At 57.0% G+C, this 23,616-nt stretch carries 20 protein-coding genes; 10 read left to right on the forward strand and 10 right to left on the reverse strand.

All coding sequences use genetic code 11. The features are described from left to right. Window positions 1-4: 4 nt before the first annotated feature. The 4 genes from NCG89_RS15045 to rimO form a co-directional block, all read right to left on the reverse strand. Window positions 5-430 (reverse strand): type 2 periplasmic-binding domain-containing protein, encoded by a 426-nt coding sequence (locus NCG89_RS15045; RefSeq protein ID WP_251087383.1) that lies wholly within the window; start codon window positions 428-430, stop codon window positions 5-7. Between the two features lie 11 nt (window positions 431-441). Beyond that, the gene (locus NCG89_RS15050; protein ID WP_251087384.1) at window positions 442-1,674 is read right to left on the reverse strand and encodes a porin; all 1,233 of its coding nucleotides are present in this window, start codon (window positions 1,672-1,674) and stop codon (window positions 442-444) included. Window positions 1,675-2,053: 379 nt separating this feature from the next. Then, complete coding sequence (locus tag NCG89_RS15055; RefSeq protein ID WP_251087385.1) at window positions 2,054-2,764, reverse strand: 16S rRNA (uracil(1498)-N(3))-methyltransferase; 711 nt, start codon at window positions 2,762-2,764, stop codon at window positions 2,054-2,056. After that, the gene (gene rimO / locus NCG89_RS15060) at window positions 2,761-4,077 is read right to left on the reverse strand and encodes a 30S ribosomal protein S12 methylthiotransferase RimO (RefSeq protein ID WP_251087386.1); all 1,317 of its coding nucleotides are present in this window, start codon (window positions 4,075-4,077) and stop codon (window positions 2,761-2,763) included. The genes NCG89_RS15055 and rimO overlap by 4 nt, the downstream gene beginning before the upstream one ends. A 274-nt stretch (window positions 4,078-4,351) precedes the next feature. Here rimO and NCG89_RS15065 point away from each other — a divergent pair, with 274 nt between their 5' ends. The 4 genes from NCG89_RS15065 (at window position 4,352) to NCG89_RS15080 (ending at window position 11,324) form a co-directional block, all read left to right on the forward strand. Then, entirely contained in the window at window positions 4,352-4,660 is a 309-nt protein-coding gene (locus NCG89_RS15065; RefSeq protein ID WP_251087387.1) for a hypothetical protein, read from the forward strand. A gap of 69 nt (window positions 4,661-4,729) precedes the next feature. Next, window positions 4,730-5,686, forward strand: coding sequence for a sulfotransferase (locus NCG89_RS15070; RefSeq protein ID WP_251087388.1), 957 nt, complete (start codon window positions 4,730-4,732; stop codon window positions 5,684-5,686). A 391-nt stretch (window positions 5,687-6,077) separates the two neighbouring features. After that, window positions 6,078-10,049 carry an amino acid adenylation domain-containing protein gene (locus NCG89_RS15075; protein WP_251087389.1) on the forward strand — a complete coding sequence of 1,324 codons (3,972 nt, stop codon included), beginning with the start codon at window positions 6,078-6,080 and terminating at the stop codon, window positions 10,047-10,049. A 15-nt stretch (window positions 10,050-10,064) separates the two neighbouring features. Further along, on the forward strand, window positions 10,065-11,324 hold the full coding sequence (locus NCG89_RS15080) for a glycosyltransferase (protein WP_251087390.1): 1,260 nt from the start codon (window positions 10,065-10,067) through the stop codon (window positions 11,322-11,324). A gap of 5 nt (window positions 11,325-11,329) precedes the next feature. Here the strand turns inward: NCG89_RS15080 and NCG89_RS15085 are convergent, their stop codons facing one another. Further along, entirely contained in the window at window positions 11,330-12,223 is an 894-nt protein-coding gene (locus NCG89_RS15085) for a LysR family transcriptional regulator (protein ID WP_251087391.1), read from the reverse strand. Between the two features lie 159 nt (window positions 12,224-12,382). On the opposite strand from NCG89_RS15085, the gene NCG89_RS15090 reads away from it, so the two are divergent. The 4 genes from NCG89_RS15090 to NCG89_RS15105 are packed head-to-tail and all read left to right on the forward strand — an operon-like array spanning window position 12,383 to window position 16,183. After that, the gene (locus NCG89_RS15090) at window positions 12,383-13,039 is read left to right on the forward strand and encodes a histidine phosphatase family protein (protein ID WP_251087392.1); all 657 of its coding nucleotides are present in this window, start codon (window positions 12,383-12,385) and stop codon (window positions 13,037-13,039) included. A gap of 59 nt (window positions 13,040-13,098) precedes the next feature. Further along, window positions 13,099-14,325: an acyl-CoA dehydrogenase family protein gene (locus NCG89_RS15095; RefSeq protein ID WP_251087393.1), complete on the forward strand. Its 1,227-nt coding sequence runs from the start codon at window positions 13,099-13,101 to the stop codon at window positions 14,323-14,325. After that, window positions 14,326-15,354, forward strand: coding sequence for a phosphotransferase family protein (locus NCG89_RS15100; RefSeq protein ID WP_251087394.1), 1,029 nt, complete (start codon window positions 14,326-14,328; stop codon window positions 15,352-15,354). It begins immediately after the preceding gene. A gap of 49 nt (window positions 15,355-15,403) precedes the next feature. After that, window positions 15,404-16,183: an SDR family NAD(P)-dependent oxidoreductase gene (locus NCG89_RS15105; protein ID WP_251087395.1), complete on the forward strand. Its 780-nt coding sequence runs from the start codon at window positions 15,404-15,406 to the stop codon at window positions 16,181-16,183. 187 nt (window positions 16,184-16,370) lie between these two features. On the opposite strand, the gene NCG89_RS15110 is transcribed toward NCG89_RS15105, so the two are convergent. Continuing rightward, window positions 16,371-16,994: a TetR/AcrR family transcriptional regulator gene (locus tag NCG89_RS15110; protein WP_251087396.1), complete on the reverse strand. Its 624-nt coding sequence runs from the start codon at window positions 16,992-16,994 to the stop codon at window positions 16,371-16,373. A gap of 223 nt (window positions 16,995-17,217) precedes the next feature. On the opposite strand from NCG89_RS15110, the gene NCG89_RS15115 reads away from it, so the two are divergent. Then, window positions 17,218-19,581, forward strand: coding sequence for a TonB-dependent receptor (locus NCG89_RS15115; RefSeq protein ID WP_251087397.1), 2,364 nt, complete (start codon window positions 17,218-17,220; stop codon window positions 19,579-19,581). Window positions 19,582-19,767: 186 nt separating this feature from the next. Here NCG89_RS15115 and NCG89_RS15120 read toward each other — a convergent pair whose 3' ends face one another. After that, on the reverse strand, window positions 19,768-20,145 hold the full coding sequence (locus NCG89_RS15120) for a hypothetical protein (protein ID WP_251087398.1): 378 nt from the start codon (window positions 20,143-20,145) through the stop codon (window positions 19,768-19,770). A gap of 216 nt (window positions 20,146-20,361) precedes the next feature. Here NCG89_RS15120 and NCG89_RS15125 point away from each other — a divergent pair, with 216 nt between their 5' ends. Beyond that, window positions 20,362-21,081 carry an SDR family NAD(P)-dependent oxidoreductase gene (locus NCG89_RS15125; RefSeq protein ID WP_251087399.1) on the forward strand — a complete coding sequence of 240 codons (720 nt, stop codon included), beginning with the start codon at window positions 20,362-20,364 and terminating at the stop codon, window positions 21,079-21,081. Between the two features lie 20 nt (window positions 21,082-21,101). On the opposite strand, the gene NCG89_RS15130 is transcribed toward NCG89_RS15125, so the two are convergent. From NCG89_RS15130 to NCG89_RS15140, 3 genes are all read right to left on the reverse strand, one after another. Then, complete coding sequence (locus NCG89_RS15130) at window positions 21,102-21,755, reverse strand: TetR family transcriptional regulator (protein ID WP_251087400.1); 654 nt, start codon at window positions 21,753-21,755, stop codon at window positions 21,102-21,104. 202 nt (window positions 21,756-21,957) lie between these two features. Further along, window positions 21,958-22,278 carry a 2Fe-2S iron-sulfur cluster-binding protein gene (locus tag NCG89_RS15135; protein WP_251087401.1) on the reverse strand — a complete coding sequence of 107 codons (321 nt, stop codon included), beginning with the start codon at window positions 22,276-22,278 and terminating at the stop codon, window positions 21,958-21,960. A gap of 21 nt (window positions 22,279-22,299) precedes the next feature. Further along, a complete protein-coding gene (locus NCG89_RS15140) occupies window positions 22,300-23,526 on the reverse strand; it encodes an NAD(P)/FAD-dependent oxidoreductase (protein ID WP_251087402.1) in 1,227 nt (408 codons plus the stop codon). Window positions 23,527-23,616 lie beyond the last annotated feature (90 nt).

Below are 23,616 nucleotides of genomic sequence, written 5' to 3' on the forward strand. Positions count from 1 at the left end.
CCGGCTATTGGGCGAGCTTTAGCACTTTGACGGAGCTGTCGACACTGGCAGCATCAATGTAGCCGATCGCACCCGGGCTGCTGGCCACCAGTGCTTTCACAGCGGTGTCGCTGGCAACCTGGCGTGGCGGCTTGCCCCGGCCGGTAAAGATCATTTTTGACCAATGCGCCTTAACACTGGCGGGATTCCAGTTGACCACGTTTTCATAAAATTCCTGTCTGGCCTGACTGCCTTCGGGCTGGTCGACGGGGGTGACCCTGATGCGCCCATCCAGGTAGTTGTTGCGGCCCAAGAAGATATTGGCGATGTGGCTTTTGCTGAGCGAATTTACTGGGCTGTCGGCGGCGACGACCACAACGACCTCGGCACTGGCCGAATGCACCATCTGAGACAGCATGACCGAGGCCGCCAGGCAGCTAATCAGTTTCATTGCGTATCTCATTAGAAAACAAAGTCCATGCTGAGGCTGATGACATTGGCTGAATTACCCGCTGAAAAGTCCCCTGTCGGGTTTACAAACCGGCCGATGTTGCGGGCACCGTCCTTCGACTCCACGTGGTCGAACTGAAGTTTGAGGGCGAGGCCGGGCGCGTAGTCCCAGCGCAGGCCGACCCCGAAACTGCGTTGATCAAAGGTGAAGGAGTCGATGGTCAGCGCCACACCCTGATTGAGTTGATTGACCTGCTCGGCCTCCTCGGGGCTCAAGCCTTCGGTGCTCAGTTGCGCCTCATCTCGCCGGTCTGCTTTGACCTGGGCAACACTGAGGTAGGGAGTGAAGGCGCCCAGCCGGCGGCCGACGGTCAGATACCAGGCGTGGGTATCAGAGATAAAGGTGCGGTCGTCGGTGCGAACCACGGCAAGTTCGCTGCGCAACAGCCAGTTGTTGGGTTGATGCTGAAGGCCAGCGGCAAAAATCTCGTAGGTGCCGCCGCGGTTGCGGATCAAGCGAATATTGTCTCGGGCGGCGGCGCCGTTGCTGCCGGGATCATCCTTGAACGCAGACAAACCGGTGGCCAGAGCGCTGAGCTCGGTGGAGTTCAGGTCAAAATTAATATTGGAGTAGGCCAGCCGGAAGGTGGTGGCGGCGATGTCGAGACGATACTCGAATTCCCACAGGTCGCGAGCTTTGACGTTGGCGCCGTTGGCAAAGTTTTCCTTGGTGGTGCCCCAGGATGCGCTGACGGTATGGGTCAGATGGCCCTGGGGGATCTGGTAGCGCGCATCAAACCCCTGTTTGTGGGTGATGGGGTTGAGGCTGTACAGCTCATTGGGCAGACGTACCCACGTCTGGCTGTAACTCACCAGTCGTGTCTGGGATTCCATAAAGGGCGCGGTCACAATGCGTCCTGCGCGCAGGCTCAGCTCGGGCAAGGGGTGGTATTGAACGAAGGCCCACTCGACTTCCGGCGAGTAGCTGCCATCGTACTGGTATTCCGAGACCACCTGGGCGATGACGGTGATGTCATTGGCGAAGTCGGCGTCAAGCTGCAGCCCGACTTTACTGTCGACGCTGGTGCTAATGTCCCGGGTTTTTCCGGCGCCGTTAGGCTGGAACAGGTTGCCGCTAAAATCGGCGTCATCCTGGGTGGAGTGCACGGCACCGAGGGTGCCGAAACCGTGCAAGGTGTAGTCCGGTGACCAGGGCTGGGCCGCGATCACGGGTGACAGCAGCAAGCACGCCAGGCCGGTAGCGGCGCGCGTCCAGAAACAGGGAGCGAGCGGGTGCCGGCTGAATTTACGATTGGGGTGGTAACGCATAGTGATGGTAGTTAGGCCTTTCCTGGTTAACGTGTTGGCTGCGTATTTCCATGTTGCGCCCGTCGTTTTCTTTGATGTTCTTATTAGGTTTGCGCTCACCGTGGTCGGAGTTTCCCGGTCGGCGCTAATTCTCACAGCAATAACACTAGAGCAAAGCGAAACTGCCGCCTATCCGTAGTTATGCAGAGGGTCCCTGGTTGGGGTTTGAGGGGATGGCCTCCGGGGGAGGGGCTATGGAAGTAAGGCGCCGAGCGGCGCAATCAGATTGCGCCAGTGCCATGCTGCTGGTTGAAGGTCAGTAGTAGAGGGCGCCGATCAGGGCGGGGACGGCGGTTTCCACTCGCAGAATGCGTGGGCCGAGACTGATCCCGGTCATGCCCGCGCTGAGCAATTTGTCCACTTCGTAAGGAATAAATCCGCCCTCGGGGCCAATCGCCAGCAGGCAGGGCTTCTGGGGAGCCCCATCACAGGCAACCTCGGCGTAGGGGTGGGCAAGTAAACCGGTGCGCTGCGACAACCACTCGGGCAGGTGGTCTTCCACGAAGGGTTTGAACAAGGTAGCCCGGGTCAGGCTCGGCAGGTGGGTGTCGCCGCTTTGGACCAGGCCCTCGAGCATGGCATTGCGAAGGTGGTCATCGTCTACCAGCGGGCTCTGCCAATAGCTCTTTTCGACCCGGTAGCTGTTGATCAAAATGATGTTCTCGACCCCCAGCTCGGTGGCGGCGGCCAGAACGCGGCGGGCCACCTTGGGGCGAGGTAAGGCCAGTAACAGGGTTAAAGGCAGTTTTGCGGGCGGTGGGGTATCGAGGGTCACTTCCAGGGTGACGCTATTATTGCTCAACTCGATAATCGTACCACTACCCCGGAGGCCGTCCAGCTGGCCAACCTTGAGTGAGTCACCCACGGCGCTGCCCAGTACCTGGATGATGTGACGAGCCCGCTGATCGGTGAGTTGTACCCGCCCGGGGCGGGTGAAATCTGCCTCCGTGAGCAGAAGTAAATTCACGCCGGCTCGGCCCACAAATCGTATTCGTCGGCGCCGATAATATTCACGACCAGGGCGTCGCCGGGTTGCACATCGGTCACTCCGTCGAGGTAAACCTTGCCGTCAATTTCTGGGGCGTCGGCAATGCTGCGGCCCACTGCGCCTTCTTCGTCGACATAGTCGATCAGCACTTCCTGTTGACTGCCAATTTTGGCCTGCAGGCGAGCGCTGGAGATTTCCTGGGCAACAGCCATAAAGCGCTCCCAGCGATCTTTCTTGATCTCGTCGGGCACCTGGTCGGGCAGTTCATTGGCACTGGCGCCCTCCACCGGGGAGTACTCGAAGCAGCCGACCCGATCGAGTTGGGCTTCTTTGAGCCAGTCCAGCAGCATCTGGAAGTCTTCCTCGGTTTCGCCGGGAAAGCCGACGATGAAGGTAGAGCGGATGACCAGGTCGGGGCAGATTTCCCGCCAGGCCTTGATTCGCTCCAGGGTCTTTTCCTGATGAGCCGGGCGCTTCATGGCCTTGAGAATTTTCGGGCTGGCATGCTGAAAGGGGATGTCCAGGTAGGGCAGGATCTTGCCCTCGGCCATCAGCGGAATCACGTTGTCCACGTGGGGGTAGGGGTAGACATAATGCAGCCGTACCCACACCCCCATCTCGCCAAGGGCTTCGCACAGCTCCAACATTCGGCTCTTGACCGGGCGGCCGTTCCAGAAGCCGGTGCGGTATTTAATGTCCACACCGTAAGCGCTGGTGTCCTGGGAAATGACCAGCAGTTCGCGAACACCCGCTTTGACCAGGCGCTGGGCTTCTTCAAGCACATCGCCAATGGGGCGGCTGACCAGATCGCCGCGCATGGAGGGAATAATGCAAAAGCTGCAGCGGTGGTTACAGCCCTCAGAAATTTTCAGGTAGGCGTAGTGCCGGGGGGTCAACTTGATGCCCTGGGGCGGCACCAGGTCGGTAAAGGGGTCGTGGGCTTTCACCGGCGGTGCCCATTCATGTACCGCGGTGACCACTTCCTCGTAGGCGGCAGGCCCGCTGACCGCCAGCACGTCGGGGTGAACGGCGCGAATTTTTGCATCATCGCCCATGCAGCCGGTCACGATGACTTTGCCATTTTCCTTGAGCGCCTCGCCGATAGCGTCGAGGGATTCCTGTTTGGCACTGTCTATGAACCCACAGGTATTGACTACCACCACGTCGGCGTCGTTGTAGCTAGGCACCAGATCGTAGCCTTCCATACGCAATTGGGTAAGGATGCGCTCAGAATCCACTAGCGCTTTGGGGCAGCCCAGACTGACAAAGCCGACTTTAGGGGGCGTGGCCATAATTGGAACCTCGGGGAAGAATGCTCAGGAGAAAACCGCGCATTCTAGCCGATCGCGGTGCTCTCGCCTATGCCGGCTCGCAGGGTCGGAATATCGGTATTGCATCCCCCTAGGTTGGTGGCGTATAGATAGCGAAAATAGTGTCGGAAGTTCGTCGGGCTTAAGTTCATGCCAGCCTTTGGGATCTGCCAGGCGCTGTCGGCAAGTGCAAAGAGGGTGATTGAGCGGCGGCGCTGTCAGTGCCCGCCGGGATTTGTGTTGAGGGAGACAATTGATGGCCCAGCCAGAGAGTTTTATTTCGGCGTCACTGCCCAACGAGGAGGAGCAGGACGAATACATTGAAGTGGTGATTGACAACGGCCCCGACATGCGTGATCGCTTCGCGGTGGTCTTTGTTGATGATGCCGGTCGGGCGCACACGGTGGCTGCCGGGGTTGATCGTAAGGGCAATGTTGGTGTGGTGGATGTCTTTGAGGGGCGGCCAAAGCCCGGTGTGGGTCGGCGCATTGAATGGCACGATCTGCCGGGGCAATACCAGGGCCTGATCTGGTCTCAATTTGAGGAGCTCAACGGCAGTAGCTGATCTTGCCTCAGTGGGTTGGGATCTCGTCAATATTTATCACAGGGAGTGCCGACATTGCCTGGCAAGCAAATGCCCAGCAGACCGGATTTTCCGTCGGGCGATGAAGATAAGGTGTATCTGCCCCGGCTTGGCGATGGGCCCCTGAGGCCGGTTTTTATTATGGGGCTGCACCGGTCGGGCACGACCTTTTTGTATGACTGTCTCGCCCGCAGTTTCTCTTTCAGTCATCTTAATCTCTATCGACTCCTCTACTTTTTCAGGTTGCTGAAAAATCACTATGAGGGCGGTGAGGGCCATGACAAGCAGGCCCTCAACCGCTATCTGGGCCAGTTGGGGATTGTTGACCGTGGATTAGACAGCACAGCGATAACGGCGGAGGCGGTCGAGGAATACGGCTTTTTACTGCGCCGCTGTGGCGGCGGTTTCAGGGTGAGTGCGCACAACCAAGCGGTATTGGTGCGCCTCTGTCGGACATTGCTGGAGATCAGCCCGGGTGCAGAGGCGGTGTTGCTGAAAAATCCCTGGGATACCGGCAACGCTGATGCACTGATCCGCGCGTTTCCCGATGCTCGCTTTATTTATCTGCGGCGGGATGCCCGGGAGGTGCTCAGCAGTTCGCTGAACGCCTTGCTGAGCTACCTGCGTGGACCGCAACCTTACCTGGAATTGTTGCTAAGCCCCCGGGGAGACCGGCGAAGCTATCGCAATGGGTATCGCCTGTGGTGGGTGCTTTCTAAACTGCACTCACTGGTGGGTGAAGCGGTGCTGGCGCGGTTGGCGTTGCCGCGGTTGGTGCGGCAGGTTCGGGCACAGAACCACGCGCTGGCGCAAGAACTACAGTTGCTTCCTTCCCACCAGGTCACCGAGGTCGCTTATGCTGACTTAATGGCCGACCCGGGCGCGGTGATGGCCAGTCTGTCGTCCTTTCTCGAGCAGGATTACGTGCCCCCAAGCCAGTTTTCCGCAGCGTCCCCCCGGCCATTGCACCCGCTGGTCGCCGCACTGTCTGCCGAGATGTTTTTATAAATTAGCGCATAAATTTTAATGTGTCATAGCTGCATCTGATGTGAGATGGCTGCGTGGGCGCTGTTTTGCTGCTCGTCTGTGTGTCGATAATAAAATCATTATAAATTTAAGGCTCTGCTTTAATTTTGTTCGGTAGCTTTGTATAAGTGTGGCATGGGTGGAGTTGAGATCCAGTCGCAGCACTGAATTTTGTTTATGTGTCATAGTATGGGTTGTGACTGGCGTTGGGGCTCGTCCTATGCGTTAGAGGTAATGGGGTCCTCAGTTTTACTCATTGATCACCATGGCAATATTTGCGTCAGCCAGGTGCGGCTGTTGTTTGCGTGGTGTGGGGGAGATTCCCCTCTCAGGGACCGAGTCTTCAAATGTCGTACGGATCGGACAGCTTTTTATGCAAGTTCAGTTAAAAGAGGCGCGCTATCGCGAGGTGCCGCTCTCCATCGCCCAGCGCAGCATGTGGGTAAGTGACAAGATCAGTGCCGACGACGTGGTCTTCAACCTGGCGGAATACGTCGAGTTTTTTGCCTCGGTTGACCCGCAGTTGTTTGTCGCTGTGATCAAACAGGTGGCCGAGGAAGCGGATCCCTGGCGAACCCAGATTGTTGAGACCGGCGGCGGCCCTGTGCAGCGAATTTCTGCCGAGGGTTACCGGGAGGTGCCGTACTTCGATTATTCGGATCGCGCTTGTGCCGCAGAGGATGCGGTGGCCTGGATGCGTGCCGAGTTGCACCGGCCGGTTGACCCAAGTGTTGATCCACTGTGGTGTTGTGCGCTGTTCAAAATCGGGCCAGAGCGGTTTTTTTGGTATCACCGCAGCCATCACGCTATTTTGGATGGCTTCGGCGCCAGCTTGATTAGCCGCCGCGTTGCTCAGCTTTACAATGCCATCAGTGAAGGGCGGGTTCCGCCCGCGTCGCCCTTTCTTTCCGCTGAAACTCAGCTTGACGCGGAACGGGATTACCAGGCGTCATCGCGACGGCAGCGGGACCAGGCATACTGGCTTGAGCGCATGACAGACCTGGCGGATTCGCCGTCACTGGCCGTGGGAGGTGGGTTGCCCAGCGGTGGCCTGCGCCGCAGCAGTCTGGTGCTGAGCAGAGAGTGTTATGGCGCGCTTAAGGCTAACGCAACCCACAGGGGTCACAGTTTGCCGCAATTAATGATTGCCCTGCTGGCCTCTTATATTTACCGCCTTACTGGTGTCGACGATCTGGTGATTGTGATGCCAGTGTCTGCCCGGCTCGGCGCCAGCCAGCGCGCGACACCCGGCATGTTTGCCAATGCCGTGGCACTGCGCCTGCAAATGTCGGCTGACATGAGCATGACAGCACTGCTGCAGCAAGTGGCCAAAGTGGTGCGCAGCGCCTTGCGGCATCAGCAGTATCGCTACGAAACGCTGCGTAGGGAGTTGGGGTTGCTGGGGCAAGGTAAACAAATTGCCTGGCTGGGAATCAACATTGAGCCCTTCGATTACCGGATTGGCTTGGGTGGCCGAGGCTGTGCGATTCATAACCTGTCCAATGGCACTGTGGATGACCTGACATTCTTCGTGTATGACCGGGGCGATGAGGGCGGGCTGCGTGTTGATTTAGACGCCAACCCCGGGCTCTATTCCCAGTCGGCACTTGACGGTCACCGTGACCGGCTGGACCTGATGATCAATCACTTTTGGTCCGAGCCGGAGATTAGGGTAAGCGACCTGCATTTGATTCCGCCGGAGGAATACCGGCGTTTGTTAGTGGAATGGAACGGTCCGTCGGTACCGCCGACCTTGTCCCTGATAAAGGCCTTTGAAAACCACGCCCAATTCCAGGCCGCGGCGCCGGCCCTGCACTGGCGGGGTGGCTCCCTGAGTTATGGGGCACTGAATGGCCTGGCCAATCAGTTCGCTCACGCTCTGGCAGACGAGGATGTGGGTGAGGGCGATTTGGTTGCCGTCTTGTTACCGCGGGAGCCGATTTTACTCGTCGCCCTGTTGGGAATATTGAAGTCGGGTGCGGCCTATCTGCCCCTCGATCTGACCGCCCCCGCCCTGCGTCAGCAGCACATTCTGGAAGACGCAGAGCCGGCGGTGCTGATCAGTCACAGCAGTATCGATCTGCCCCAGTGCCGGGCGCGGGTCGTGCTGACAGATTTGATGGACCTGGCCCTTTACGCCGATACCAACCCGCCCCATTGGGATGGCTTCGACGCGCCGGCGTATGTGATCTACACCTCTGGCTCGACTGGGCGCCCCAAGGGCGTGATTGTCAGCCACGACAATGTGGCCAATTTTCTGTTCGGCATTGGTCAGGTGGTGCCCTTGTCGAGCAAAGACCGGTTGTTGGCGATGACCACGGTTGCCTTCGATATCGCTGGCCTGGAATTGTTTCTGCCCCTGATGAAGGGGGGGCAGGTCGTGCTGTGTGACCGGGACAGCGCGCGGGACCCGGCGGCGGTGGCCGCCCTGGTGAAAGACCAGGGAGTCAGCGTGATTCAGGCAACCCCGTCCCATTGGCGGGTGCTGCTGCCCGAGATGGACGGGGAGATGGGTCATATCCGCGCGCTGGTCGGTGGCGAAGCCTTACCGGGTGAGCTGGCAACTCAACTGCACCGGAGCGCCGCGGCCGTGGTGAATTTGTATGGGCCGACAGAGACCACCATCTGGTCAACCGCTATGCCTATCGGCCCCGCTGACCTGGCCAATCCGCCTATAGGTCGGCCGCTGGCCAATACCCAAGTTTATGTGTTGGACTCGACGCTTCGCCTGGCGCCCACGGGGGCGGTTGGCGAGTTATATATTGGCGGTTACGGAGTGGCGGTGGGTTATCTTCGCCGGGCTGAGTTGACCGCCCAGCGTTTTATTGCCAATCCATTTGGTCCCGGCAGGTTATATCGCACCGGTGACCAGGCGCGCTGGCGCAGCGATGGTGTGCTGGAGTACCTGGGGCGCAATGATTTTCAGATCAAAGTGCGGGGCTACCGGGTTGAGGCCGAGGAGGTCGCCCGGCAACTTGAGATGTGCCCGGGTGTTCGTCAGGCGGTAGTGGTGCTGCGGGAAGACGGTCGGTTACATTCGCGGCTGGTGGCCTACTACCAGCGTGATGAGTCGAATGGGGCGCAACCTTCAGCGGAAGCTCTGCGCCGTACGCTGGCGGCCAGATTGCCGGATTATATGGTGCCAGCACATTTCGAGCCCCTTGCCTCGCTGCCATTGAATGTAAACGGCAAACTGGACCGCAATGCACTGCCGGAACCCCGCTGGCAAACGGCCGATCCCGAGCAGCCCCCGCGCACCCCCCTGGAGCAGACCATCGCAGAAATTTGGCAGGAGACTTTTGCCCGGCCCATTCTCTCGGTGAACACCAGTTTTTTTGATCTGGGCGGCGATTCGCTGATGGCGGCGAAAGTCGTTGGCCAGCTACGTACGACCCTACGCCGGGAGATTCCGCTGGTGGTGATGTTCGAAGCCGACACCATCGCCAAGCTGGCGCAGCGCCTGTTGACCGTCGACGGGCTGGACCCATTGGCCAGTCTGATTACCTTGCGGGAAGTCCCGGGCGCACCAGCGCTGTTCTGCGCTCACCCGGTGGTTGGGTTGGGCTGGGCCTTCGGTGCGCTGTTACCGCACTTGCCCGATGAGCTATCCGTTTACGCCCTGCAATCACCAGGGCTGTCACCCAGCCTTACCGATGTCTCGCCACCCATTACCGACCTGCCGGGGCTGGCAGGCTTTTACCTAGACAGCTTGCGCGCTAAGCAGAGCGAGGGACCCTATCGCTTGCTCGGTTGGTCGATGGGCGGCGCGATTGTTTACGAGATGGCGCGCCAGCTGCGCCTGGCAGGTGACCAGGTGGAACTGGTGGCGATGCTGGACGCTTACCCTTTTACTCAGCGGGATCGGGCCGAAGACTGGTCGTCAGCGCACCTGGTCTCGAGTGCGCTGGCCTTTCTAAACATTGCGCCAGCGTCGGGGGAACTGTGGCCACAGACCCTCGATCAACTCGCCGACTGGCTGAGTGAGATATACGATATTCACGACACCCCGGTGGTTGCCGAGCTGCTGCGCAGCGACCCGGGGTTTCTGCAGCGCTTGCGTAGCGTCGTCGAGAAAAACCTGGGGTTGTTACGGGCCTATTCGCCGGGGGAGCTCGACAGCGATCTCCTGTTCTTTGAGGCGCTGGAAGGCGCCGAGGATACTAGCGGTGTGGTGGATCATCACCCAGAGGTGTGGGCGCGTCAGCTGAAGGGGAAGTTAGAGCGTGTCGGCATCGCCTGTCATCATCAGGCTATGCTAGACCCGGAGCCGGCCCGGCAAATCGGACGCGAACTGGGTCAGCGGCTGTCGACCGCTGGCAAGTCAGCAGCAAACTACGGTGAATAGTCGGCAGTCATATCCATGCGTATAACGCTTTTCTCTATTGGTACCCAGGGTGATGTCAGGCCCTTTGTTGCGCTGGGGTTGGGGTTGGCGGCCCAGGGCCATCAGGTGCGTATTGCCAGCGGGGCGGCCTGCCGGGAATTGGTTGTGCGCTGCGGTCTGGAATTTGCGCCGTTGACGGCAGATTTTCTCGAAGCCATGGCCAAGGACCCCGGCGTCTTGCAGCGGGGCAAGCATCCGCTCACCTTCCTGCGCACCGCCCGGCAGCTGCTGGCCGAGATGTCGGTAAGCTGGCCTGAGCAGGGCTTGGCAGCGGCCGAGGGGCAGGAGCTGCTGATTGGCAATGGCATGGTGTCGATGCTGGCTGGGTCGCTGGCTGAAAAGCTGGGAATTGGTTTTCTGGAAACCCAATTACAGCCGGTGACACCCTGCCCGGATATTCCACCCATGGTGGTGACCCCAAAGGGGGAGCGTCCCTGGGGGCCGATGAATCTGGCCCTTGCACATTTCTACCGTCTGATTGTCTGGCAGATGCTGCGGGCAGCCATTGATCCTCTGCGTCGGGCTTTGGCCTTGCCGGCGATTTCCTGGCGGGGACCCTACCGCGGGCGGGACCCGGATCATTACCCACTCTTGTATGGCTTCAGTCCCACCTTGCTGCCACCGTCCCCCCACTGGCCCGCCGGCGTTCACGTTGCCGGTAACTGGTTTCTTGATGACGCAGATTGGCAGCCGCCGCCCGCGCTGCAGGCCTTCCTGGCGGCTGGGGAAAAGCCGGTTTACATCGGTTTTGGCAGCATGGTCAGCGGTACTTCGGCGGCCTTGACCGACTCCTTGCTGGCGGCGCTACGCCGTAGCGGGCATCGGGCAATTTTGGCCACAGGATGGGGCGGCTTGGCAGAATCGGATGGTCTGGGCGAGCAAATTTTTCAGCTCAAAGAAGCCCCTCATCACTGGCTGTTTCCCAGGGTGAGCGCGGCGATTCATCACGGTGGCGTGGGCACCACCGCGGCCACCCTGCGGGCAGGTATTCCTTCGGTGGTGATTCCCTTCTTCGGCGACCAGCCATTTTGGGCCTGGCGTCTGCAACGGCTGGGTGTGGCGCCTCCCGCGCTGCCAGCAACTCAACTTGATGTTGACGCGATTGCACGGGCCTTGGAGACAGCGCTCCTGCCTGCGACCCGGCAGCGGGCGGCGGCCCTTGGCGAAGTGGTGGCTGGGGAGCAGGGCATCGCCTCGGCGATTACGCAGATGCAGCGCTGGGGGTTACTGGCCTGAGCGCCTCAGGCGGCGCCCATCATGACCTCGCAAATGACCTGGCGAAACCAGCGATTTGCGGGATCGCTATCCACGCTTTTGTGCCAGAACAATAACAATTCCAGTCGAGGTGTTTCAAAGGGCAGTGGTGCCTGGGCGAGGGGCCAGGTGTCGGCCAGGCTTTTGGGCGCGGCGGCAATCAAGTCGCTGCGCTGAAGTAGCTCTGGCAGGGCCGTGTAGTGTTGTAGGCGGAGTGCAACGCGGCGGCGCTGACCGATAGAACGCAAGGCCAGATCAATATGGCCGCCGCCCCGGGTTCGGCTGGAAATATGGATTTGCGGGCAAGCCAAAAAGCCATCCAGGTCGAGCCGATCGAGGAGGGGGTGAGCGCGACGCATCACGCAGACATAGTGATCATCGCGCAGCGGCGTGCTCATCAGGTCGCGCTGGTTGAGCAGGGGAGTATCAACGGCGGCATGCAGGTCACCGCTGGCCAGGGCCAAGGGCACTTCCTTGCGACTGCCGCTGAAAACCTCCAGGTTCGATTCAGGCGAGGTGCCCTGCAGCGCTTCGGCCAGCGAAGGCAGCAACGTCACTTCGGCGACCTCGGTGGCGTGCAGGCGAAATGTCTGGTGGGCGCTGGCGGGGTCAAAGTCCAGCCGCGCACTGATACAGTCGTCGAGGGTGCCCAGCGCGGCGCGAACGGGTTCAATGAGTGACCGCGCCAGTGGCGTGGGGCTCATGCCGGCGGGGGTGCGAACAAATAAGGGGTCGTCAAACCGCTCACGTAATCTTGCCAGGGCGCTGCTAATAGCGGGCTGGGTAACGTGGAGCACTTCTGCCGCTTTGGTCAGGCTTTGCTGGCTGTAGATGGTGTCGAATACCACAAACAGATTGAGATCGAATCGCGAAATGGGCAAGGCGCTGGCGTTCCTAGTGTTTCAAAATAAATAAATTTTATGGTTAAAAATAAAAAAAATAAATTTAAATAATAAATGTGAGCGGCGTACAGTGACAGCTCATTGTTGAAAGCGCATTGCCGCGACTACTGTCGGCCAATACGCAAGCGGGCGGAAAACATGGCAGAAATCCTTATCGTTCGACACGGTCAAGCCGCATTCGGTACCGACGATTACGACCGTTTAACCGAGCAGGGTTGGCGCCAGGCCCAATTGCTGGGCCGTTATTTTCGCAGCGTTGGCGTGACACTTGGTTCAGTGTTTATGGGGAGCTTGCGCCGTCACCGAGAGACCCTTGCCGGCATCGCCGATGCCTTTGACACCCTGCCGGATGTCGCGGTCTTGCCGGGGCTGAATGAATACGACTTCCACGGCCTGGTAGCCGAGTATGGGCGACTTCAGCAGCAAACCATCGACCACACCAATACCAAGGCGTTTTACAGTTCGCTGCGCGCTGCCCTGCTGGCCTGGGAGCGGCGCGAGTTGCAGGGCAGCGAGACCTTTGCTGAATTTCATCAGCGGGTGCTGGCAACCCGCGATACCCTGGCCGCGGCAACGGGGCCGGTGCTGGTCGTGACCTCGGGGGGTGCCGCCAGTGCCCTTGCTGCCGAGGTCTTGGGCGCCGATGTGGCCACCCTGGTGAATCTCAATCTTCAGTCCCGCAACACCGGAGTGAGCCGCTATTTCTGCAAAAACGGGCGGTGGTCTATGAATCAGTTCAACAGCGTGCCCCACTTGGACAACGCTGAACTTCAGCACTTGATCAGCTATACCTGAGGGACGGCTTGTTACGTCAAGGCAGTCAAAAAAATGATAATTCGTATCGGAGAAACACCATGGATTTGAGCCCTTCGCCCAAGGCAGAGCAACTGTTGGTCCAGCTCAAGCAGTTTATGGCCGAGCATATTTACCCCAACGAAAAGGCCTATGCCGAGCAGGTACACAACGCCAGCAATCGCTGGCAGGCGATGCCGCTGATGGATGAGCTGAAAGCCAAGGCCAAGGCCGCTGGCTTGTGGAACCTGTTTATTCCCGAGGAACACGCCGAACTCAGCCCCCACGGTGGGCTGAGTTTTCTCGATTACGCGCCGCTGTGCGAGGAGATGGGGCGAGTGCTGTGGTCGCCGGAGGTGTTTAACTGCAATGCCCCCGACACCGGCAACATGGAAGTCTTCATGAACTACGCCACCGATGCCCAGCGGGAGCAGTGGTTGACGCCTTTGCTGAACGGCGACATCCGGTCGTCCTACGCTATGACCGAGCCCCAGGTAGCCTCAAGTGATGCCACCAATATTGAGCTGCGCATTGAGAAAGATGGCGGTGAGTGGGTTCTTAACGGTCGTAAATGGTTCATCACTGGCGCCATGAATGAGCGTACCCAGATATTTATCGTGATGGGCAAATCGGACCCCGAAAACCCGAGTCGGCACAAGCAGCAAACCCAGGTGCTGGTGCCCAAAAACACGCCTGGGCTTAATATTATTCGGCCGTTGACCACCTTGGGCTACGACGACGCACCTATCGGTCATGCCGAGCTGGTATTCGATAATGTGCGGGTGCCGCTGGAAAATGTATTGCTCGGTGAAGGGCGTGGTTTTGAAATCGCCCAGGGCCGCTTGGCGCCCGGCCGAATGCACCATTGCATGCGCTTGATTGGCACCGCCCAACGGGCCCTGGAGCTGGCCTGCAAGCGTGCGGTCTCGCGTACCACCTTTGGCCGTCCACTCAGTAAACACCAGTCGGTGCGGGAGGAAATTTCCCGGTCCTTTTCCGAAATTGAAATGGCGCGCTTGCTGGTATTAAAAACCTGCAAATTGATTGATGAGCAGGGGCCCATGCAGACCACCGACATGATTGCCGCGACCAAAACCACCGTGCCGCTGCTGGTGCAAACCGTGATCGACCGCTGCATGCAGATGCACGGCGCAGGGGGGCTGACTGAGGACTATATGATGGCCGAGGGCTTTAATTATGCCCGCTGGTGCCGTCAGGCCGATGGCCCGGATCAAGTGCACCAGATGGCCCTGGGTAAACAGATTATCGACCGGTTTGCAGCGGAGTGAATGATGTCGAACTTTGATTTGGATCTTGCCACGTTGGGTCGGTACCTCAACGCCAATATCGAGGGCTTCAGGGCCTTGCACGCCGCGGAGAAATTTGCCGGCGGCCAGTCCAACCCCACTTATCTGCTGGAGGCCGAGAGCGGCCGCTATGTGCTGCGGCGCAAGCCGCCGGGCAATCTGCTCAAGTCTGCCCACGCCGTCGACCGGGAATACCGGGTGATGAAAGCCCTGGCGCCGACGCCGGTGCCCGTGCCGACAATGCGCCTGTTATGCGAAGACGAGAGTGTTATTGGCTCGATGTTCTATGTGATGGATTTTCTCGACGGGCGCATTTTTTGGGATGCCTCCCTGCCCGAGCAGAGCCGCGCTGAACGGGCTGAAATCTACGATGCGATGAACCGGGTGTTAGCCGACCTGCACAATGTGGATGTCTACGCGGCGGGACTGGAAAACTACGGTAAACCCGGCAATTATTTTGAGCGCCAACTCAGCCGCTGGACCAAACAATACCGGGCCAGTGAAACCGAAACCGTGGACGCCATGGAGGCGCTGATTATTTGGCTCGAGGCCAACCTGCCACCGGACGATGGCCAGGTGTGCCTGGCCCATGGCGATTTCCGTCTGGACAACATGATGTTCGCCAAAGACAGCACTCAGGTGATTGGGTTGCTGGATTGGGAGTTATCGACGCTGGGTCACCCCTATGCCGATCTGGCCTACCAATGTATGCAGTGGCGCATACCGGGTGATGCGGCCATTCCGGGGCTGGGCAGTGTTGACCGCAGTGCTCTGGGGATACCCACTGAAGAAGAATATGTTGAGCAGTATTGTCAGCGTCGGGGCATCGGTCAGATTGAGAATTGGACATTCTATGTCGCGTTTTCCTTTTTCCGTCTCAGCGCCATCCTGCAAGGGGTCTACAAACGTGCCCTCGACGGCAATGCATCCAGCCAAAAAGCAATGGATTACGGCGCCCTGGCCAAACCGCTGGCGCAAATGGGGATCGATTTGGCTGAGCGAGGCGCCTAGGGCGCCGCAGTAACTGACAGCCGCAATGTTTAATAAAGATGGATAGCGTATGGACTCTTCCCTTGTTCAAAGTCTCGACCTGAGCGGCCGCGTGGCCCTGGTCACCGGCGCCTCCAGCGGATTTGGTGCGCACTTCGCCAGGGTTCTGGCACGGGCGGGTGCCAAGGTCGTTGCCGGCGCCCGGCGCACTGACCGACTGACTGCGCTGGTAGCAGACATTGCCGCCGAGGGTGGCACGGCAATGGCGGTAACCCTGGATGTGACGGAGAGTGGCTCGGTTGTTGCCGCCTTTGATGAGATTGAGCATCGCTTCGGGGTGGTGGATATTGTCGTTAACAACGCCGGGGTGGCCGCGCCGAGCAAGTTTGTGCGCAGCACGGAGGAGCAATGGAGCTTTGTAGTCGACACCAATCTGCGGGCGGTATGGCGTGTCTCCCGGGAGGCCTCGGCACGCATGGTGGCGGCGAAAAGGTCAGGCAGTATCGTCAATATTGCCTCCATCCTCGGTCTGCAACCCGGGCTGGATAACAGCTTGTACGCCACGGCCAAAGCGGGAGTGGTGCAGTTGACCCGCAACAGCGCCCTCGAACTGTGGCGGCAGAATATCCGGGTGAATGCGCTGTGCCCGGGCTATTTCGAGACTGAATTAAACAGTGACTTTTTTCAGTCAGATAAAGGCTCGCAGTACCTGAAAAAAATTCCGCCGCAACGCTTGGGGCAGCTCGATGAGCTCAATATTCCCCTGCTGATGTTGTGCAGTGATGCGGGGGCTTTTATCAGTGGCATCGCTCTGCCGGTAGATGGCGGCCACCTGACCCAATCCCTTTGATGTGGTGTGGCTTTTAATTTGCAATTAATAAAACTATCAGCTATAGATAAATATCGTTGTTGGCCGGTAATATCTCGCCTGTTCGGGAAAACGGAGAGAAGGGCCAGCTCGGAAATAGGGTGGTGGACCCGCTGAGCGTCAGTGGGGTAGCTATTTTAGAATAACAAACAATAGCCTGGCGGTTAGATTAGTCGCGCCGGGTCGGCGTCGAGAACGCCGGAGAAATAAAATTCCGCACCAGAGCGCGCAGTTTTTGCTCGCTCCAGGCGGACTCAATAACAATGATGACGAGATAGGATTGGACGATCAGTAGCCAGTCGACTATGTCGTCTGGGGGGAGTGAATGAACCTTTGCATCGGTGGCGCAAAGTTTTTTCACCAGGGGCACCCATAATTCGCGAAGCCCTGATTTGAGAGGGGAGTCGTCATCGTTCAACGCGGATTGAAAAATTTGATGAACGATGACCAGTTCTCGAATGCTGGTGTCGGTTGCGGCAATAAGGGCGGCATCAACAAGGTAACACTCAAGGGCGTCGTCAATCGTCTTGCACGCATCGAGTTTGCTTTTGATGCGGGAATTAAAATTAGCCGAGCGGAAGGCGAGAAAGGCGTTGATCAGGCTATCGCGGTTGCCGTACTCCCGATAAAGGGTAATGCGGCTGAGATTGGCCTCGGCAGCGATGTCGTCCATCCGGGTTTTTTTAAGGCCTTGGCGCTCAATACAACGGGTGATGGCACGCATGATAGCGACGGTCTTGTCATCAACTGGGTTGGAGGCGCTCTCGTGACGGGTGGAATGTTGTTTTGCCATTGAGAATGAACTCTATTTTAGAGGCTTACGGCGTCGCTATCTTTGGGCGAAGGTGGCAATCGAGGATTGCCAAAGCAGATAGAATTCGGCGCAAGTCACAAATTTTATTAATCGGTTAGTTAAATGTTGACCGTCGCGGTGATACGTATTATAAATTATGTATCATTTGGGGCGAGAAGTCCTGAACAATAATTAAATAAAACGGTGAAGGTGTGAATCGATAATGACCGCTCATAATCTCTTTGATGGAGGCCAGACCTCCTTTCGTTCATCGAAAAAAATTCTCGCGGCCAGCATTGCTCTGGCGCTTTGTCCCGCCGTTAGTGTTGCCCAGTCGGAGGGCGCGGAGGCCAAGCCTGAGCGCCAGCGGGGTGCCAACCGGCTTATTGAAGAAGTTGTTGTTATGGCGCAGAAGCGCACTGAAAACGCCCAGGATGTACCCATCGCTTTGGCTGCCTTTTCGGCCGATGCGCTGGATGCCAAAGGCATTGACGATCCCAAGGCCCTGGCTCAGTTCACGCCCGGGATGTACTACGGTCAAACGGTTAACTTTGCGGTGATTTATATTCGTGGGGTGGGTAGCGACGCTTTTCTGCCGGATTCCGATCCCAGTGTTGCCACCTACATCGACGGCATTTATTACCCCTTTGCCAATGGCCAGTCCCAGTCATTTGGCGCCGTTGAGCGGGTAGAGGTACTAAAGGGTCCACAGGGGACCTTGTTTGGCCGGAACTCCACCGGCGGTGCCATTAACATCATCACCAAGGATCCTGGCGAAGAAGTGGAGGCCTCGTTTCAAGGTATTTACGCGCCCCGCTTTGAAGATGCCAAGGTGCGTGGTTATCTCAGTGTCCCAATCACTGAGTGGGGGGCGGCAAGCGTCTCCTATACCAAGCAAGAAGCGGATAACTATTACGACGGTGTCCGTGGTGATGGAGAAGGTGGCTTTGAACCCTTTCCCAAAGAAGAAGCGGAGGGCATCCGTTACAAGGCGCGGATATCTCCTCTAGAAAGCGTTGATGTCAACCTGGCCTACATCAAGTACGAACAGTATGGCGTGAGTTCTACGGCGATGCCCAATGTGGCGCCGAGTGCCATCTCCCAAAGCCTGGGTATTACCGCCGAAAAACGCGATCATGAAGTTGCCGTAGATGTGCCGAGTTACTTCTCCCTGGATAATGAAGTGTTGTACGGCAACATCGAGTGGCGCACCGAATGGTTTGATATGAAGGTGCTGGCCAGCAAACAGGACATCGTTACCGACAATGTTTATGACTTTGACGGCTCTGCTACCCCTTTTATCACCTTCGATGCAAGGGGCCAGTTTGCCGATGTGAAAACCCAGGAAATCCAGTTTCTGTCCAACGAAAGTGCACCGTCCTGGATAGAGTGGATTGTGGGTGCCTTTCATTTGAATCAGGAATCCGGCTTCCCGCTTAACCGCCTGTCTGCTCTGGGTCTTGACCTTAATGATGGCGCATTTCTTGGTATTCCTCTACCCCAGAGTATTCTCGACCTGTACAACAACGTCGGCGACCTGATCTCAATCCCCGATGGGGTTTCGCTGGGTTTGGTGTCGAAATTGGGTACAGAGTCGACGGCCTATTTCGCGCAAACGACCTTTCATATTAATGACTGGCTGGATTTGACTCTAGGCGGCCGCTACCAGGAAGAAGATCGTTATGTGGTGGAGTCGAGTATTTCGGCAGCCAATACTGACGGTTCAACCACAGAAGCGATTCAATTTGACCGACCCCGCGCGGAAGACAATAACTTTTCTCCGAAGGTCACTATTGGTATAAACCCGTCGGACGATGTATTGCTTTATGCAACTTATACTCAGGGTTATAAGAGCGGTACCTTCAACACTGTAAACGTGTATGACCAGCCTGAGTACGTCGAACCCGAGGTCGTCACTACCTATGAACTGGGGATTAAATCCCAATGGTTTGATCGCGCCCTGACTTTTAATGCGGCGATTTTCCAAAATGAAATCGAAGACCTGCAAGTGCAGTTCATCTCCCTGTTGAGTGGTGGCGCGGTTTCTCTGGAGAACGCTGGCGGTGCTGAAATCCAGGGGCTGGATTTCGATATTCAGTGGGTGCCAATGCCTGAGTTGAACCCTGGCCTGGTGTTGGCGCTGACCGGCTCCTTCCTGGATTCTGAGTACACTTCCTACGTCAACGGTTCTGGCTATAACGAAGGCGACGGCTTGTACAACTTCCGCAATGGTGACTTTACGGGCAATCGGGTGACGAGAACACCAGAGTTTAGTGGTAGCTTTGGCCTCAACCAGGTGTGGGCTCCCTTTGAATTCGGTGAGTTTGAGTTGAATGCCAGTGTTTACTATAACGATGGTTTTTACTATCTGGCGCAAAACTCAGATGTGTCTTATGAAGAGGATTACTATGTGGTCGATGCGGCCTTGAGCTTCCTCCACTACGATACTAATTTGCGCGTAACGGCGTTCGGCAAGAATATCAACGACGCCCGATATACCTACTCCCAGTTCCACACGGATGCGGGGCGGCAGGATTATCTCGCTCCGCCAGCAACGGTGGGCTTGCGGGTAAACTGGGATTACTAAGGTCTAGTTGAGCTGGCAATGTGAAGCCCCGGCTAAGGAGCCGGGGCTTTTTTATTTGAGCGCGTTGTTTATTTATCGGCACTGTGTGTTTATCACACCAGGCCTTTAAACGTCAGGATGAGTACCAAGGGCGAAAAAAAAGGACGCATAAAGCGTCCTTTTCGTGCCGATTTTATTGCAGCGATTTTACATTGGCAGGCTGTCCAGGCCGGGCAGAGAGCCACCGGGCGAGCCGCTGGTCAAATCAACAACCGGGCCAAGCAAGGCGTCGAGTGGCCCGTAAAACTCGCTGAACCCCTTGGTGGTATCGCCACCTAAAACGATATCGGTCAGCGGCGCAGCCTGACCAAAATTATCAAACACAATTTCGGCAACGGGGTTGCCCGCCAACTGGCTTCCAATAATCGGCAGACCCTGTTCCACCCCCAACTGGGTGACGGTAGTCACCAGGTCAGCAGGAACAAACGCCGAAAGATTTGGCACCTGTGCTTGGGCGATTGCGGTGAAGCCAATGCTGGCGGTAGCGAGCACCAGCGGCGCGAGAGCAGAGCGATTTTTTATCATTAGAATTCTCCTGGTTATGTTTGAAATTAATTAGAGATACCTTATTCTAACATCATAAGATTTAGCGACAAATGATTTTGCGTTATAACGAAAGCGATAAGTCGAATTTTCTGGAATTTGTAATCCCGCCGTTCTCTCTGGTCGCGGTGCAACGCCAACGCCTTTCTCGCTCTTCCCTGACGCATAAATCGAGATTTGATCTAGGGAGCCAAAAACATGATTGAGTTTAACTTTTCTGGGCGCACCGCGTTGGTTACCGGCGGCAGTCAAGGGATTGGTCTGGCCATTGCCCGGCGCTTAGCCCAGGCTGGCGCTGAGGTACACATCACTGGCACCCGCGAGTCTTCTGAGGACTACGAGGGTGACCTTAGTGGGCTGCACTATCACCGACTGCGCTTGCAGAGTGAGGAGGAGCGCCGGGAGGTGTGTGAGCGATTCGCTGCACTCGATATCCTTATCAACAATGCGGGGATGGCGTCGGATGATGAGTACACCATGTCGGGTTTTCATCGGGTGATGGACGTCAATCTCAATGCGGTGGCAGATATTTGTTTTCAGTTAAAGCCTTTGCTGGCGAGTACCAAGGGCGCCATCGTCAATATTGGCTCCTGTGCCAGCTTCCTCGGCATTCGCCGGCAACCCGCCTATACCGCGAGTAAAGCGGCCCTGTTGGGTTTTACCCGCGCCATCGCTGATGAATGGATTGGCGATGGGGTGCGGGTCAATATGTTGGCGCCGGGCTTTGTGGAAACCCGTATCATTCAGAGTGTGGCTGACAATCCTGCAGCCAGTGACGGCGCCAAGCGGGCGATTCCCGCCCGGCGATTTGGTCGTCCTGACGAAATTGCTACCGCGGTGCTGTTTTTAGCCAGTGAGAATGCCAGCTACATTGTTGGGCAAAGCCTGGTGGTAGATGGCGGGTTGATGCTGCGCTAACCGCCGTCGGGTGGGGGTGATTACTTCGGGTCCAGCATTTTCAAAACCATCTCCGAGACAAACTCAATGTAGTTATCTCGGACGGCCGGGGTGAGGTTGGTGGCGCCAGTCAGTAACTTGCGGGAGTGGCGGGCATAAAAAATATAATCGCAGGCGCCGACCACTGAGTAGTAGAACAGGGTTGGATCCACCTCCCGAAAATCCCCTTTGGCAACGCCCTCTTTTAAAATCTGTGTTTCGGCATCCATCAATGGTTTGACAAAAAACTCGACCATTTCCTGGGACACGCTGCTGCTTTTGCTATCCATCAGGGTGTGAATCAGGCGATTCAAGTACGGGTGTTTGGCGTAGGTGTTGATCACCCCGGCAATGTGCAGGCGAATCTTTTCCCTTGGTGAAATATCCATTGCGACCAGTTGTTCCATGGTGGCCATGGTTTTTGCCGCGTCGCGTTCGACCAGTGCAAGGAGCAAGCCGTCTTTGTTGCCAAAGTGGTATTTGATCAGGGCTGAATTCAAGCCCGATGCCTCGGCAATTTCACTGAAGGAAATATCGATAGCGTGGCGCGCCTTTAACAAGTCACTGGCAGCCTGAAGCAATACCTCTTTGGCATTTTTTCGTCGCTTTCGCGGCGCAGGGTCCCGGTCACTTTCCGGCGTTGGCAATGTTGTCATAGTTTGGCAAACACTTCTTACGGTCGTGGCTTGCTCAAAGGTTGGAGCTTAAGCCGGTCTAATTCGATCTTATTTATTGCGGAATAGTAGCATAAGCCCGATAAGGGCAGAGTCCTCGTTCTTTGAGAAAATATGGGTGCTTCCCTTATCGCTTCGTCCAACAAAAAAGGCCCCTAGGGGCCTTTTACTGTGACAATGATGCTTAGTACTGCGATTCGGGCAGGCGTACCACCAGGCCGTCCAGCTCATCAGTGACTTTCACTTGGCAGCTCAGGCGGCTGTTGTCCTGAGGGTCCAGCACGCAGGACAACATGTCCTTTTCGATATCTTCGGCAGCACCGACTTTGTCGGTCCAGTTTTCATCGATGTAGCAATGGCAGGTTGCGCAGCTACAGGCGCCGCCGCACTCTGCCAGTACTGCGTCGATGCCGTTGTCCAGCGCCGCCTGCATGACGCTGGTACCGGATTCAGCTTCTACATCGTACTCGTTGCCATCATGAGTAATAAATTTAATCGAGGGCATAGTGTTTCCTATCAAACCTAATCAAGCGGTAAAGATGTCTTTCACATCGACGGATTCATCCCGAACCAGTGCCGGGTCAGCATTTTTTCCCTCGGTGAGGGCGCGCTTGGTCATCATAAACTCTTTCGGACGATTGACTGCATCGACGGCAATTAACCGACCAGCTTTGTAATAGAACGCGGCAAAGCTGCGCCCCGATTCGGTATCGCCTCTGACAACGACCTGATCGAAGCCCTGAGAGAGACCGGCGATCTGTAACTTCAGATCGTACTGGTCTGACCAAAACCAAGGCAGCGCATTATATACCAGCGGCTTGCCACAGAGGGATTTTGCAGCGATTTTCGCTTGATCAGTGGCATTTTGAACCGACTCTAGACGCAGGTGGGTTTGGTAAATCGGGTTGTAATGCTGGGTGCAGTCACCGGCGGCAACAATGTCGGGGTTACTGGTTACCGCGTGTTCATTGACGACAATGCCGTTGTCGATTTTTAGCCCCGCTTTTTCGGCCAGCTCGGTTTCGGGAATCACACCGACGCCAATCACCACCAGATTGCAGTCGATCTCGGTGCCGTCGGCCAACTTCACGGCGCCCACTTTGCCGTCGCCAACGATACCTTCAATGGCAACTTCTGTGCGCAGGTCGACACCTTCTTCTCGGTGGACCCGGGTATAAAACGCTGAGACTTCTGGGGCCGTGACCCGCTGAAGGACCCGTGGCAGCGCTTCGAGGACGGTGACTTCCATGCCCAGCTTGCGCAGCGATGCGGCAGTTTCCAGGCCGATATAACCGCCGCCGACAATCACAGCGCGTTTACCGGTGACCACGTATTTTTTGATTTGATCCACATCACCGAGGTCACGCAGGTAATAGACCCCTTTTAAATCGCTACCAGGAATCGGAATTTTGCGCACTTTGGCACCGGTGGTCAGGGCAAGCTTGGTGTAGCTGATGGTGGCACCGTCGTGGAGAGTGACGGTTTTGGCCTCGGTATCAATATCTTCAACCCGGGAACCCAGCACCAGATCGATATTGTTTTGTTGGTAGAAGGTTTCCGGCCGAATCAGAATTTCAGCGTCGGATTTTTCGCCGCAAAAATAGGCCTTTGACAGTGGCGGCCGGTGATAGGGCAGGTGGGGCTCGTCACCAATGATGGAAATAGCACCTTCCCAGCCTTCACTGCGCAGCGCTGCAGCCAGGGAGGCTGCGGCATGACTGCCACCAACAATTACGCAATGTTCATTACTCATGATTTCCTGTCTCTTTTCTAATAGTAATAGTTAATTTTTGTGCTGAATTCAGGACTGGGGAATAATATACCTTGCTAAAACAGATGGCCA

Source organism: Spongiibacter taiwanensis, assembly GCF_023702635.1.
Classification (GTDB): domain Bacteria; phylum Pseudomonadota; class Gammaproteobacteria; order Pseudomonadales; family Spongiibacteraceae; genus Spongiibacter; species Spongiibacter taiwanensis.

What these genes read in the sequence shown, in the direction of transcription:
- NCG89_RS15045 (WP_251087383.1), bottom strand. Translation starts at nt 430, where the DNA reads ATGAAACTGATTAGCTGCCTGGCGGCCTCGGTCATGCTGTCTCAGATG.
- rimO (WP_251087386.1), bottom strand. Translation starts at nt 4,077, where the DNA reads ATGGCCACGCCCCCTAAAGTCGGCTTTGTCAGTCTGGGCTGCCCCAAA.
- NCG89_RS15065 (WP_251087387.1), top strand. Translation starts at nt 4,352, where the DNA reads ATGGCCCAGCCAGAGAGTTTTATTTCGGCGTCACTGCCCAACGAGGAG.
- NCG89_RS15070 (WP_251087388.1), top strand. Translation starts at nt 4,730, where the DNA reads ATGCCCAGCAGACCGGATTTTCCGTCGGGCGATGAAGATAAGGTGTAT.
- NCG89_RS15075 (WP_251087389.1), top strand. Translation starts at nt 6,078, where the DNA reads ATGCAAGTTCAGTTAAAAGAGGCGCGCTATCGCGAGGTGCCGCTCTCC.
- NCG89_RS15080 (WP_251087390.1), top strand. Translation starts at nt 10,065, where the DNA reads ATGCGTATAACGCTTTTCTCTATTGGTACCCAGGGTGATGTCAGGCCC.
- NCG89_RS15090 (WP_251087392.1), top strand. Translation starts at nt 12,383, where the DNA reads ATGGCAGAAATCCTTATCGTTCGACACGGTCAAGCCGCATTCGGTACC.
- NCG89_RS15095 (WP_251087393.1), top strand. Translation starts at nt 13,099, where the DNA reads ATGGATTTGAGCCCTTCGCCCAAGGCAGAGCAACTGTTGGTCCAGCTC.
- NCG89_RS15100 (WP_251087394.1), top strand. Translation starts at nt 14,326, where the DNA reads ATGATGTCGAACTTTGATTTGGATCTTGCCACGTTGGGTCGGTACCTC.
- NCG89_RS15105 (WP_251087395.1), top strand. Translation starts at nt 15,404, where the DNA reads ATGGACTCTTCCCTTGTTCAAAGTCTCGACCTGAGCGGCCGCGTGGCC.
- NCG89_RS15110 (WP_251087396.1), bottom strand. Translation starts at nt 16,994, where the DNA reads ATGGCAAAACAACATTCCACCCGTCACGAGAGCGCCTCCAACCCAGTT.
- NCG89_RS15115 (WP_251087397.1), top strand. Translation starts at nt 17,218, where the DNA reads ATGACCGCTCATAATCTCTTTGATGGAGGCCAGACCTCCTTTCGTTCA.
- NCG89_RS15120 (WP_251087398.1), bottom strand. Translation starts at nt 20,145, where the DNA reads ATGATAAAAAATCGCTCTGCTCTCGCGCCGCTGGTGCTCGCTACCGCC.
- NCG89_RS15125 (WP_251087399.1), top strand. Translation starts at nt 20,362, where the DNA reads ATGATTGAGTTTAACTTTTCTGGGCGCACCGCGTTGGTTACCGGCGGC.
- NCG89_RS15130 (WP_251087400.1), bottom strand. Translation starts at nt 21,755, where the DNA reads ATGACAACATTGCCAACGCCGGAAAGTGACCGGGACCCTGCGCCGCGA.
- NCG89_RS15135 (WP_251087401.1), bottom strand. Translation starts at nt 22,278, where the DNA reads ATGCCCTCGATTAAATTTATTACTCATGATGGCAACGAGTACGATGTA.
- NCG89_RS15140 (WP_251087402.1), bottom strand. Translation starts at nt 23,526, where the DNA reads ATGAGTAATGAACATTGCGTAATTGTTGGTGGCAGTCATGCCGCAGCC.